Source organism: Gallaecimonas zhanjiangensis, from assembly GCF_057624825.1.
The window spans coordinates 390,909-403,867 of sequence record NZ_CM172603.1; the positions used below are offsets into that span (position 1 = coordinate 390,909).

At 56.2% G+C, this 12,959-nt stretch carries 13 protein-coding genes; 10 read left to right on the forward strand and 3 right to left on the reverse strand.

Going from position 1 to position 12,959, the window contains the following annotated elements:
• The first annotated feature begins 283 nt into the window (after positions 1-283).
• The 3 genes from AC22G1_RS01860 (at position 284) to AC22G1_RS01870 (ending at position 2,350) form a co-directional block, all read left to right on the forward strand.
• Positions 284-880: a DUF6990 domain-containing protein gene (locus AC22G1_RS01860; protein ID WP_487315260.1), complete on the forward strand. Its 597-nt coding sequence runs from the start codon at positions 284-286 to the stop codon at positions 878-880.
• Positions 881-972: 92 nt separating this feature from the next.
• Complete coding sequence (locus AC22G1_RS01865) at positions 973-1,809, forward strand: immunity 49 family protein (protein ID WP_487315261.1); 837 nt, start codon at positions 973-975, stop codon at positions 1,807-1,809.
• Between the two features lie 172 nt (positions 1,810-1,981).
• Positions 1,982-2,350: a hypothetical protein gene (locus AC22G1_RS01870; protein WP_487315262.1), complete on the forward strand. Its 369-nt coding sequence runs from the start codon at positions 1,982-1,984 to the stop codon at positions 2,348-2,350.
• Positions 2,351-2,435: 85 nt separating this feature from the next.
• On the opposite strand, the gene chrA is transcribed toward AC22G1_RS01870, so the two are convergent.
• Together chrA and AC22G1_RS01880 are read right to left on the reverse strand one after the other, a co-directional pair.
• Positions 2,436-3,602 (reverse strand): chromate efflux transporter, encoded by a 1,167-nt coding sequence (chrA, locus tag AC22G1_RS01875; protein ID WP_487315263.1) that lies wholly within the window; start codon positions 3,600-3,602, stop codon positions 2,436-2,438.
• Between the two features lie 289 nt (positions 3,603-3,891).
• Positions 3,892-4,845: a transposase gene (locus AC22G1_RS01880; RefSeq protein ID WP_487315264.1), complete on the reverse strand. Its 954-nt coding sequence runs from the start codon at positions 4,843-4,845 to the stop codon at positions 3,892-3,894.
• Between the two features lie 69 nt (positions 4,846-4,914).
• Between AC22G1_RS01880 and AC22G1_RS01885 the strand changes: the two genes are divergently transcribed.
• Positions 4,915-5,475 (forward strand): DUF4198 domain-containing protein, encoded by a 561-nt coding sequence (locus tag AC22G1_RS01885; protein WP_487315265.1) that lies wholly within the window; start codon positions 4,915-4,917, stop codon positions 5,473-5,475.
• Positions 5,476-5,556: 81 nt separating this feature from the next.
• Here the strand turns inward: AC22G1_RS01885 and AC22G1_RS01890 are convergent, their stop codons facing one another.
• A complete protein-coding gene (locus AC22G1_RS01890; RefSeq protein ID WP_487315266.1) occupies positions 5,557-6,726 on the reverse strand; it encodes an MFS transporter in 1,170 nt (389 codons plus the stop codon).
• Between the two features lie 94 nt (positions 6,727-6,820).
• Here AC22G1_RS01890 and AC22G1_RS01895 point away from each other — a divergent pair, with 94 nt between their 5' ends.
• From AC22G1_RS01895 to AC22G1_RS01920, 6 genes are all read left to right on the forward strand, one after another.
• Positions 6,821-7,315, forward strand: a complete 495-nt coding sequence (locus AC22G1_RS01895) for an Lrp/AsnC family transcriptional regulator (RefSeq protein ID WP_487315267.1) — start codon at positions 6,821-6,823, stop codon at positions 7,313-7,315.
• Positions 7,316-7,509: 194 nt separating this feature from the next.
• The gene (locus tag AC22G1_RS01900) at positions 7,510-8,073 is read left to right on the forward strand and encodes an anthranilate synthase component II (RefSeq protein ID WP_487315268.1); all 564 of its coding nucleotides are present in this window, start codon (positions 7,510-7,512) and stop codon (positions 8,071-8,073) included.
• 226 nt (positions 8,074-8,299) lie between these two features.
• Positions 8,300-9,517, forward strand: a complete 1,218-nt coding sequence (locus tag AC22G1_RS01905) for an aspartate aminotransferase family protein (RefSeq protein WP_487315269.1) — start codon at positions 8,300-8,302, stop codon at positions 9,515-9,517.
• A 60-nt stretch (positions 9,518-9,577) separates the two neighbouring features.
• On the forward strand, positions 9,578-10,603 hold the full coding sequence (gene astA, locus AC22G1_RS01910; RefSeq protein WP_487315270.1) for an arginine N-succinyltransferase: 1,026 nt from the start codon (positions 9,578-9,580) through the stop codon (positions 10,601-10,603).
• Positions 10,604-10,606: 3 nt separating this feature from the next.
• Complete coding sequence (gene astD, locus AC22G1_RS01915) at positions 10,607-12,067, forward strand: succinylglutamate-semialdehyde dehydrogenase (RefSeq protein ID WP_487315271.1); 1,461 nt, start codon at positions 10,607-10,609, stop codon at positions 12,065-12,067.
• 54 nt (positions 12,068-12,121) lie between these two features.
• Positions 12,122-12,943, forward strand: coding sequence for a DUF1338 domain-containing protein (locus AC22G1_RS01920; RefSeq protein ID WP_487315272.1), 822 nt, complete (start codon positions 12,122-12,124; stop codon positions 12,941-12,943).
• Positions 12,944-12,959: the final 16 nt, after the last annotated feature.

Here is a 12,959-nt window from a genome sequence, read left to right on the forward strand (position 1 = left end):
CTCCTGCGCCAGGGGCCATCCTGCTCCTGGCTAATCAAACGCTCAGCACCTCCTTTCACTCATCCTTTGCACTGGCTCATATCTACGTTATCCCCTGCGTTCGGGCTTGCCCTATGGCAACAGCTGCCAATAACTGCATGGCGAGTCGGTGCTGATAAAGGCGACCTTCTCGCGCCGTTTTTTGATAAGTTCGCAACAACGAAGTGCAGCTGTGCCCAGTGCGTTATCAGCCCACAAGTAACAGGACTTATTACATGGAATATCAGCGGGGTTGGATGGCGTTATGAAAAAAGCAGAACTGGTCAAGTATTTTAAGGCGCGTTTCCCCTCAAGGAATGATGGGGGGGGGGGTTGGGCTTTCTTTTTCAAGGACGATGAACAGGGGTTTCTCCAGGCCAGGCCCAATTTGCGTTCGTTGCCCAATAGGCAATGGTGCTATTTGAGCCTGGTAGGTAACCCCAGGTGGTTTATCGATATCCAAGAGCAGGTCTTTGTCGAAGGTGGCTCTTATCTTTTGGGTGCAAGCGCCGGCGATGTTGAAATTCGAAGTGAGGCCGGCCCCCTTGAGATAGACCGCCTTGGCGAGTTGCAGGCCAAGGCTTTTGCCTGGTTTGAAGAGCAGCTCAAACCCGAACATATCGCCCGAAAGCTGCGCATTCATTACGATGTCTACGACAGGGGCGGCGGCTGGCAGTTTACCCATATCACCGCCTGCATCATTAAAGGGGACGTGGAGCGCCTTAAAGGCTATCTTGCTGCCTTTGAGCGGGGCGACCGCATGGATTTTATCCCCCTTATCAAACAAGAATTTTTTGAGCGCGCCATTCCCCTGGCGGAAAAATACCGCTCGGGGGAGCTAATCGCACCCATTGAATTTTAACGCCACCATTGAAGACCTTCTTCTCAGATAAATGGGGTGTGAAGTATGACTAAGGATATTGTAGTGGTTTGGATATATAGGGGGACCCACCCATGATAAAACGTCATGTTGTTCTTAAAAAGGAAATAGCTTTTGTTCAACTAAGTGATTTTGAAGATATTTTGAATGGACAAGGGCTTGTTTCTAATATTGGAAATAATAATGGTGGGAATGTTATGGGGCTGTATGTTAGCGAGTCCCTCAAGGCTTTTTGCTACTCAATTATGGCCGATGAGAATCTTAAAAGGACTCTCTATTACTTAACTGTCGCTAAAGAGTTTGGCGTGGCTCACTTTGATATGTTGGTGCGGCAAGGTGAAAGATTCACCGCTACTATCAATAACGAGGTTTATGAGTTCACTGGTCGTAGAAAAGGTGATTACACCGACACCAATGCCTGGTGTAGAGTGTATTTTTCCGCGATTCTATTACGTGATATGAATGCTGTAGAGCGCCTGCAAAAGGTTATGCCAGAACATTTTGCTGTGTCCAACATTCGTAACGATCCTTTCGATTTGGCGTTGGTCGCTGTGTTAAAGGGGATGTTCCAGCAGGGTAAAGACATGGGAGCCTTGTTGGAAGCAGCATTAAAGGCAGAAGTACAGGGCGAGAAGAAGAGGGTGAAATATGTGAACCACATTTTACTGCCCCTGCTGCCGATTATCCGCTGTATTTTTTCTAGCAATGCCGATGCCGAGTTTAATGGTTTCTTGAAAGAGGCCGTGTTAAAGCACCAAAAGTACTGGAATGGTGACAAATACAATAAGACTGGTTGGGTATCGCTCCCTCTGACTGCGTTGGCTGCCGTTGCCAAGGCGCGTAACGGTTACCAAATGAATTTTGAAACTGACTATATTCCCCAGTGGCTTGTTGATGGAAGAAAAGAATGAAAATTAAAGATAAAGGACATTCTACTTATGAGTAGACAAATATCCAGTTTCGCATTGTATCGACAGTGCGGTATTAATCAGTCTTACAAGGTGTTTGCTTTACGCTGATGTCGGTTTTTTTTGTTAGCATGATTGGATGGGTGTCCCTTTTCTTTACTTAGATTACGAGGTTATGAAAATGCAAGAGGAGTTTTGTCCTTATTCTGTCGATCAATTGCCTGCTGGTTTTAAATATCCCAGTAGATATTTGGACTTTGCCAAGTCTATTGGTCTGCCTAAAGATTTTTCCTGGTGGTTTGACGATGCAAGCACGGAAGGCGGTCAGTTGTCGTGGAAATTGCGGGGAAGTTATGGTGCATGGGTGGGTTTAGAAGGGAGAAATCTAATACCCTTTGCACAGCTAAATGATGATGCTGCTTTTTTTGATGGCGATGACTTAAGTGGCGACCCCAAGGTTGTCGTCATTGATTTAGGCAACAAAGAGAGAGTTTATGAGCTGCCGAGCTTTGAGGCTTGGCTCTACGATGTTCTCCAGGGCTAATTTTGAGAGGGTGCGTATTTTTGACATCCATCTTCTGAGTGATTACCGGCGCTGATAAACCGCATTGCCGCCCTTGAGGCCGCTCCTAACTAACCCCTGCCAGTTCGCCCCACAAGGCGCCCAAGGCCACCACTTGCCAGGGCGCAACACGCCAGCGGCTTAGCATCAGCAGTGCCAGCAGCGCCAGTAGCAGATCGCCAAGGCTGCCGATGGCCGCCGGCCAAACCGGTGTTATCAAAGCGGCCAGCAGCAGGCCCACCACGGCGGCGTTAATGCCGCCAAGGGCCTTGCGAATGGCCCGTTGCTGGCGCAGCCGTTCCCAGAGCGGCAACACCGCAAAGACCAGCAGCGCGGCCGGCGTAAAAATGGCCAGCAGCGCAACCAGGCCGCCTCGCCAGCCGTCTATGGCCCCACCCAAAAAGGCGGCAAAGGTAAAGAGCGGGCCAGGCACGGCCTGGGCCGCCCCGTAACCGGCCAGAAAAGTGTTGCTACCGAGCCAGTGGTGGCTTTGCATTTGGGCATCAAGCAGCGGCAACACCACATGGCCGCCGCCAAACACCAGGGCGCCGCTTCGGTAAAAGGCATCGGCAATGGCCAGAGGTAGCCCCATATCTGCCAGCCAGGGCAGGGTGAACAACAACAATGCAAAAAGCCCAAGCCAGCCAAAGCAATGCCAGTGCTTGCCCGGTGGTGTGTGCGTTGCCGGTGCGGGGGCAGCGTCCAGCCACAGCCAGCCGCTGGCCGCGCCAAGGGCGATGGCCAGCAGTTGCCCGCCGCTGCCCGGTAGCCACAACACCAACAGGCAACTGGCCAGCATCAAAGCCAGGCGGGGTACGCCAGCACAATGCTGGCGGCCCATGGCTAACAGGGCCTGCGCCACCACCGCCACAGCCACCACTTTTAAGCCATGGACCGCGCCCGATGCCGCCAGCCCCTCGATATGGCTAACTCCCAGAGCAAACAGCAGCATCAGCAGCGCCGAGGGCAGCGTGAAGGCCAGCCAGGCGACCAGGGCGCCACGGTAACCGGCGCGGTCATAACCGATGGCCATTCCCACCTGGCTGCTGGCCGGGCCCGGCAAAAATTGGCACAAGGCCACCAACTCGCCATAGCGGCTGCCAGTAAGCCAGCGGCGCCGCTCTACAAACTCGGCGCGAAAATACCCCAGGTGTGCCACCGGGCCGCCAAAAGCAGTCAACCCCAGGCGCAAAAACGCCAAAAAAAGCGGCCAAAGGCGGGAAGGGGGAGTCATAAGAAAATGGGCCCTCGGCGTTTCATCTAGTTTACCGTCTGGCGTATTAAGCCATGAGTTGGCGCCCTGTAGGCTTAATTTTTTGCATGAGAATAAAGGAATAAAGGACATCCATCTCCTGAGTAACCAAAAATTTATTTTTCGCAATACATCGACAGTGCTCTACTAATCAGTCTTGAGGGTGTTTGCTTTGTTCTGATACCGCGTTTTGTTGTTAAAAACGCAAATCCAAGAGGAGCGAGATTGTCAGCGGGTGCCGATGGTCTGTGAGCGTGGTGCTGTGAGGAGATTAAGCGGCTTTTATCGGTGGGCCGACCACGTGTCGTCGATGATGGGCTTTGGCGTAGGCACTTTGGGCTTGCTTGTGGCCAATCACAGAGCCTCGGGAAAGTTGATGTTGGCCAAGGGCAATAAGGAAGCTGTCGGCATCGAGGCCTAAGCGTTCCAAAATGGCAGGGGTTTCTGGGGTGATAAAGCCGCGCTTGTCTTCTCGTTGCGCCCGGCCAGTCCAATCCACCAGCGCCAAGTAATCAGCCAGCGCAAAGGGAATGCCTTTGGGGCTGTCTTTAAACTGGGTAACAAAGGGCAATAACGCTGGCTTGCTGTCGTCAGTATTAAGCCGTGCTGAGAGTGACACATCGGCTGAGGCTTCCGGGGTATCCACTATCTTGGCGCGAAGCGGGTTGAGGTCCACATACGCCATACAGGCCAATAACCCTGCTTCATCTAAAATGGCTTGCGACTTAAACCGGGCCTCCCAAAATCGCCCCTTACACTTGTCTTCTTCATTAGCCCGACGGGCAATATGCTCGTTCAAGCAACGCATAAACCAGGACAGGTCACACAAGCGCTGCCGCAACTTCTCGATATGTGACCGCGCCACAATCCGCTCAGCCTCACAGGTCAACTTACCGGCCCGGTAGCGGCTGATGAGCAGCGGCAAAGCAAACAGCACCTCCCAACGGGCCATTACCGCGTCATCGTCTAACGCCGCTGCGGCTTTGGCGTCCACATGCACCACCAAGTGGTAATGGTTGGACATCACCGCATAGGCGCAAAGCTCGATGGTAAAGACAGACTGCAACACCTTTAGCCGTTCCATCACCCAGGTCTTGCGGTGACTAAAATCCTGGCCGGTGAGTGTGTCTTTGCCACAGAGAAAGGCACGGCGAACACAACGACCAATGCAGTGGTAATAGGGCGTGTCGTTCACCGACACCAGTTCAGCACGAGGACGGGTCATGGCCGGAACCTTTATCAAGAGAGGGGTCTTTCAAGGCTAGTTTTCGATGGGCAATTTCACCATGATTGGATGGGTGTCCTTTATTCTTTTCTGCTCAAGGAAGACGGTACCTACCGTCTGGAGCTTTCGGGCGCTCCCCGTTATATGACCTTCTACAAGGAAAAGGGCGAGCAGAAACGGCTGTTCGCGGACAAGGTAGCCGCCAAAGGCCAGCTGCCCAAAGACGCCACTGAGGTTCGGTCGTTAATGGTCAACGGTAAGTCCCTGGCCTTTGTGACCGTCAATGGTCCAAGCGACGCAGCCCTGGCCACCACCGGTCATGGCCTGGAAGTGACTCTGGGCACCCATCCGGCCGACCTGGTGGAAAAGGAGCCTGTGACCTTCACTTTCACTCTGGACGGCAAACCGGCCAAGGGCCTGGAAGTGACTGTGTCCCGAGGCGGCGAGCTGTACCGCAACCAGCCGGGCCGCCAGCACCTCACTACCAATGATCAGGGCCAGCTGACCCTGACTCCGGCTGTTGCCGGCCGCTATCTGGTGGAAACCGGCCTGGCAAGCCAAGCCGACGGCGTCAAGGCCGACCAACGCCGTGACAACCTGACCCTGACCTTCGAAGTGGGTTTGCAATAAGGCCGAGAAAAAAGGCGCCTAAGGGCGCCTTTTTCATCTGCTGAGCCTGGCCTATCTAACGGTGCCGTGCCTATTGCTCGATTATGCCAGGCAGGCCGTTCGCTCACGCTTCGTTATCCAACCGGCGAGCAGGGCCAGCAGCAAAGCGCCGAGGGACAGTAGGGCACCGGCCCAGTTGGGGGAAGCCAGGCCAAAGCCGGCCGCGATGGTGGCGCCGCCAGCCCAGGCGCCAAGGGCATTACCAAGGTTGAACATGCCGATATTGACTGAGGCCGCCATGGTCGGAGCGCCTGCCTTGTTGGCCCTGTCCATGACCAATTTCTGAATTGGGGAAACCGTAGAAAAGCCAAAGGCGGCCATCAGGAAGATAGACAAGGAGGCCACAACTGGGTTGTCGGCCCAAAGCCAAAACGCGAACAGTACCGCAGCCTGTGCGGCCAGCGAAATGTATAGTGTTTTAAACAGCGCCCGGTCAGCAAAGCGACCACCAATGCTGTTACCCACCACCAGGCCCAAACCGAACAAGATCATTAGTTTGGCGACGCCACTTTCACTAAAGCCAGCCTGCTCCATCATCATGGGAGCAATGTATGTAATAGAGGTGAAGAAGGCTGCAGGGCCAAGCACCGTAATGCCCATGGTCAGTAGCACCTGCGGATCGGTGAAGGCACTCAACTCTGTTTTTACCGAGAATCGTTCGCCATTTTTGATATTCGGAACCAGCAGTAGCACACCCAGTATGGTCAGTAGGCCGATACCGGCAATGATCCAAAAAACCAACCGCCAGCCTGCTACCTGAGCCAACCAGGTACCCACCGGCACACCCACCAGATTTGCCAGCGTCAGCCCTGAAAACATCAAGGCAATGGCACTGGCCTGGCGGTTGGGGGCCACCAAAGATGCGGCAATGATAGAGCCGATACCAAAAAAGGCGCCATGGTTGAAGGATGTCAATAGCCGCCCGGCTAATGCGATAGTCAAGGTCGGGGCTATCGCGGTGATGATGTTGCCAAGGGTGAAAAGGGTTGCCAGACCAATGAGCATCTTCTTACGTGGCACCCTGGAACCGAGCACCGTTAACAAGGGGGCTCCCACAAATACACCCAAGGCATAGACGGTAGCCATCATTCCAGCCTGAGGAATGTCGATGCCGAATCCCGATGCTACCTGGGGTAGGATGCCGGCGATGACGAACTCCGTCATGCCGATACCGAAAGCGCCTACCGCTAAAGCCAATAGAGCAATGGGCATGAATAACCTCCAATAGAAACTTTATTTAATCTAACCAGATTCTGTATTTTTCGAATTATCCAGAATAATATTCTGCTGTGAAGGAGGTGTTTTGATGTCAGATAAAGAAAGAGATGAGGTTCGGCAAAGACGCCATAAACCGGTGGAACTGGATGACATTGACCGAAAAATATTAAGGGAGCTGGCAAGGGATGCATCCCAGAGTTATGCCGAACTGAGCCAGTCAGTGCATTTGTCTACCGCTGCCGTTCATGACCGGGTGAAAAGACTCAAACGAGATGAAGTGATCACCGGCACCGTTGCTCGCCTCGATGGATGCAAGCTAGGCCGTACCTTGTTGACCTTTGTTCTGGTTGATACCAGTAGCTATGCGGCAACCCGTGAACTTCTGGCATTCAACGTCAGGCCTGATGTGGAGGAGATCCACAGCGTCGCCGGCGACTCGAGTGTGATGATAAAGGTGCGTGCCAACGACACAGAATCATTGGAAGCCTTTCTGATGGAGGTACAGCGCTTGGAAGGGGTGCGGTCGGTACGAAGCTATATCGCGCTTTCTACCTTTCTCGAGCGCGGCCCAATACCGGACTGATGACCTTCAATCACGCTTAGTGGCGGTGAGAAGACGGGACTGCTTGGACTATTTCATTAGCGGTGGGCTTCGGTGACAATAGCGCCCCTTGCTCGGGTACGGGGTGTTACTGGCCGATGCAGCGAGAAAAATTGCGGGTATCGTTTTCTGATTTTGATGTTTTAGTTTAATTAAATCAATTCCTTAGGTCTGGCATGCTACTGGTTATCGACAACTACGACTCCTTTACCTACAACCTGGTGCAGTATTTCCAGGAGCTGGGGCAGCAGGTGCGGGTGGTGCGTAACGATGCGGCGACCTTGCGCGAGCTGGAGGCCATGGGCCCCGAGCGGTTGGTGATCTCCCCCGGCCCTTGCTCGCCCCGTGAGGCGGGTATTTCCCTGGCGGCTATCGAGCATTTTATGACCCGGCTGCCGGTGCTGGGGGTTTGCCTTGGCCACCAGGCCATAGCTCAGGCTCTGGGCGGGCAGGTGGTACGGGCGCCCAAGGTGATGCACGGCAAAACTTCGCGAATCGATCATGACAACAGCGGCCTTTTTGCCGGCCTGCCCAACCCCCTTACCGTGACCCGTTACCATTCCTTGCTGGTTGAGGCGCAAAGCCTGCCGGCGTCGCTACGGGCCAATGCCTGGACCGAAGAGGGCCTGATCATGGGCTTTGCCCACCGTCAATTGCCGCTGCACGGCGTGCAATTTCACCCCGAAGCCATCCTCACCGAAGCCGGCCACGCGCTGCTGGCCAACTTTCTGGCCCTTTAAGGGCATTTTTGCCGACTTGTTAGCAAATTAGCCTGGCTAATGTTTCATTATCTTGGATAAGCAAAATTTTTTGCGACAATCGAGCAGGCCAGTTATCTAAGGGTAAGACGCCAAAGACAGTGCCTGAGTCCTTTGAAATAATCAGGCCACCGTCCTGCCCGGCCCGCGGGGGCAAGCCTTTTACACTCTCTCTCCCCTCGCTGGCGCAACCCATTGGAGAATCAATATGTCCGAGCAAATGTCAGTCAGTCGTGCCACGTTCGATGAAGTGATGGTCCCCAACTACAACCCGGCGGCCATCATTCCGGTACGTGGTAAAGGTGCCCGGGTATGGGACCAGGAAGGCAAAGAGTTTGTGGATTTCGCCGGCGGCATCGCCGTTAACGTGCTGGGCCATTGCCACCCGGCGCTGGTAGGCGCGCTGAAGGAGCAGGGCGAGAAGCTCTGGCACCTGTCCAACGTCATGACCAACGAGCCGGCCCTGCGCCTGGCCAAGAAATTGACCGACGCCACCTTTGCCGAGCGCATCTATTTTGCCAACTCCGGCGCCGAGGCCAACGAAGCGGCCTTTAAGCTGGCGCGCCGTTATGCCCTGGACCACTTCGGTGAAGGCAAAGACCAAATCATCTCCTTCAACAAGTCCTTCCACGGCCGCACCTTCTTCACCGTGACCGTGGGTGGCCAAGCGGCTTACTCCGACGGTTTCGGGCCCAAGCCTGGCGCCATCGACCACCTGGATTTCAACGATCTGGCCGGTCTTGAGGCGCTTATCAGCGACAAAACCTGCGCTGTTATCATGGAGCCGATGCAAGGCGAGGGCGGCATCATCCCCGCCGAGCAAGCCTTTATCGAAGGCGTGCGCGCCTTGTGTGACAAACACAACGCCCTGCTGGTGTTCGATGAAGTGCAAACCGGCATGGGCCGCTCCGGCCACCTGTACGCCTACCAAAAATACGGCGTTACCCCGGACATCCTCACCTCCGCCAAATCTCTGGGCGGCGGCTTCCCCATCGGCGCCATGCTGACCACCGCCAAAGTTGCGGCCAGCCTGAAAGTGGGCACCCACGGTTCTACCTACGGTGGTAACCCGTTGGCCTGCGCCGTTGCCGAAGCGGTACTGGACGTGGTGAACACCCCGCAAGTGCTGAACGGCGTGAAGCAGCGCGAAGCCTGGTTCCGCGAGCACCTCGAAGCCATCAACGCCAAGTACAACGTCTTCAAAGAAGTGCGCGGCATGGGCATGTTGCTGGGCGCCGTGCTCAATGACCAATACCAAGGCCGTGCCCGCGACTTTTTGACCGCTGCCGTTGACCAGCAGCTGATGGTGCTGGTAGCCGGCATGGACGTGGTGCGTTTTGCCCCGTCGCTGGTTATTAGCGAAGAAGACATCAAGGAAGGTATGGCCCGCTTCGAGCGCGCCGTGGCCAAGGTGGTCGGCGCCTGAGCCGACTTGGGCGGCGCTTGGCGCCGCCCTTGTGACTCACACCAATCATAGGAGCCATCTATGCTGGTTATCCGTCCTATTACCAGCCGAGATCTGGTTGCCCTGCTGCGCATCGCCGAAGAATCCGGCGTTGGCTTTACCTCACTGCCGGTCAACGAAGAACGGCTGGCGGCGAAAATCGCCCATTCGGAAGCCTCCTTTGCCCTGAGTGACAGCCAGTGTCAGTCTGGCGAGCAAGGCTATCTGCTGGTGCTGGAAGACACCGACACAGGCGAAGTGGTGGGTACCACCGCCCTGGAAGCGAGAGTCGGCCAGACCGACGCTTTCTGGCACTACCACCTGGGCAGCGCAGTGCATTCGTCGCCCTCTCTTGGCGTACATAAAGAGCTGAAAACCCTGAGTTTGTGTAACGACTATTCCGGGGTTTCAGAGCTGTGCACCTTGTTTTTGAGCGAGAGCCACCGCCAGGGCTATAACGGCAAGCTGCTATCCAAGTGCCGCTTTATGTTCCTGGCCGAGTTTCGCGACCGCTTCTCCGACGTGGTGATCGCCGAGATGCGCGGCGTCTCCGACAGCGAAGGCAAATCGCCGTTCTGGAGCTGGCTGCAAGAGCACTTTTTCGACATGGAATTCCCCCAGGCCGACTATCTCTCCGGCCTTGGTAAGAAGACCTTTATCGCCGAGCTGATGCCACGCCACCCCATTTATGTGGACATGCTGCCCCAGGCCGCCCAAGGCGTGATTGGCCAGGTGCACGACAAAACCCGGCCAGCCCTTAAGCTTTTGAAAGCCGAAGGCTTTCGCTGGCGCGGTTATGTGGATGTCTTTGACGCCGGCCCCACTGTCGAGTGCGACATCGACCATATCAAGGCCATTCGCGAAAGCGAGCGGTTGGAAGTGGCCATTGGCGACGCCTCTGAAGGCGTGCAGACCATGATCGCCACCACCCATATTCAGCAATTTCGCTGCACCCTGGCCCAGGCCTGCCACCGTAAAGGCGACCTGGTTATTGACCAGGCCACCGCCGACGCCCTGGGCGTCAAAGCCGGTGACTGGGTGCGCGCCATTGCCTTTGAGAAGGAGTAACCCATGAGCCAATTGATTAACGGCCAATGGCTGGCCGGCGAAGGCCAGGCCTTCCGTTCCCTAAACCCTGCCGATGGCCAAACCATTTGGGAAGGCCAAGGGGCCAGCCCGGCGCAGGTGGACGCCGCAGTGGCTGCCGCCCGCAGCGCCTTTGTGGCCTGGGCCGACCAATCGGTTGAAGCGCGCCTGGCCATCATCAACGCCTTTGGCGAGCAGCTTAAAGCCAACAAAGAGGCCTTGGCCCGCACCATCGCCGAAGAAACCGGCAAGCCGTTCTGGGAAACCCAGACCGAAGTGGCGGCCATGATTGGCAAAATCGCCATCTCTACCCGCGCTTATGAAGAGCGCACTGGCCTGGTGGAAAACGACGTAGCCGGTGGCCGCGCCTACATTCGCCACAAGCCCCACGGCGTGGTAGCGGTGTTTGGCCCCTATAACTTCCCCGGCCACCTGCCCAACGGCCACATGGTGCCGGCGCTCATTGCCGGTAACGTGGTGGTGTTCAAGCCTTCCGAGCTGACCCCGAAAACCGCCGAGCACACCTTGAAACTCTGGCAAGCCGCTGGCCTGCCGGCTGGGGTAATCAACCTGGTGCAAGGGGAGCTTGAAACCGGCAAGGCCCTGGCAGGGCACGCTGGTATCGACGGCCTGTTCTTTACCGGCTCGTCCAACACCGGCCAACTGCTGCACAAGCAATTTGGTGGCCGCCCGGAGAAAATTCTGGCCCTGGAAATGGGTGGCAACAACCCGCTGCTGGTGCGCGACGTGGCCGATATCAAAGGCGCGGTGCACGAGATTTTGCAATCGGGCTATATCTCTACCGGCCAGCGCTGCACCTGTGCCCGCCGCCTCTTTGTGCCCAAGGGCGCCAAGGGCGATGAGCTGGTCAGCGCCCTGGTTACTGCCGTTAACGCCATCAAAGTGGGCGGCCAGTTTGACCAAGAGCAGCCCTTTATGGGCCCGCTTATCTCCGAAAAAGCGGCCCTTGGCATGGTGGCGGCCCAGAACAACCTCAAGGCCCTGGGCGGCGAGGTACTGGTGGAGCTCAAACACCTGCAAGCCGGTACCGGCCGGGTGAGCCCGGGCCTTATCGATGTTACAGCGATCGCTGACCTGCCTGATGAAGAATACTTCGGGCCGCTGGTACAGCTTATTCGTTACAGCGATTTCGACGCCGCCATCGAGCAGGCCAACAACACCCGCTACGGCTTGTCTGCCGGGCTGTTGGCCGATAGCCGCGACGACTGGGACTACTTTTTCCGTCGTATTCGTGCTGGTATTGTCAACTGGAACAAGCAGACCACCGGTGCCTCCGGTGCCGCGCCCTTCGGTGGCGTGGGCGCCTCCGGCAACCATAGGCCCAGCGCCTACTATGCAGCCGATTACTGTGCTTACCCTGTTGCCAGCGTGGAAGCGGAGGCGGTCAGCGCCCCAGCCACTCTGGCCCCCGGCCTGAGCCTGTAATGACGATAAACGGCAGCCTAAGGCTGCCGTTTTTTACAACGAGAAGAGGTTCGTATGCACAAGGACATCAATACCCTATTTGAGTGCCTCTGGAATAACTACCTGGAGGTTACCCCCAGCGCCAAGAAGGTGCATCAGCTGCTGGCCAGCTCCGAGCAGGGCGACGACATCATCAACGACCACGTTGCCTTCCGTACCTTCAACATCGGCAAGGTTGGCCTGGACAAACTGGCCGCCCACTTCCTGGCCCTGGGCTACGAAGAAAAAGGTGAATACCACTTCGAGGCCAAGAAGCTCTACGCCAAGCATTTCGAGCACCCGGACGACACCCAGCCCAAGGTGTTTATCTCCGAGCTTTTGGTAGAAAAATGCAGCCCGGCGCTGCAGGCCCTGGTGCACAAGATGGTCGAGCAAGTGGATGCTGGCGCGGTAAGCGCTGACGATTTCCTCTACTCCTGCACCCACTGGCAGGTGTCTCACAGCGATTATGAAGCCCTGCTGGCTGAGAGCGAGTACGCGGCTTGGATGGCGGCCTACGGCTACCGCGCCAACCACTTCACCGTGTCTGTTAACCACCTGAGCAACTTCGAGACCCTCGAATCGGTGAACCAGGCCCTCAAGGATGCCGGTTTCACCCTCAACACCTCTGGTGGCGAAATAAAAGGCAGCCCAGAGGTGTGTCTGGAGCAGTCTTCCACCATGGCCGACAAGGCCGAGGTGAGCTTCACCGATGGCAAGGTTGCCATCCCCAGCTGCTTCTACGAGTTTGCCCGCCGTTACCCCCTGGCCGATGGCAAGCTCTACACCGGCTTTGTGGCGGCCAGCGCCGACAAGATTTTTGAGAGCACTAACGCCAAGGTGCAGTGCAACGCCTGATACCTCAGGCAAGAAA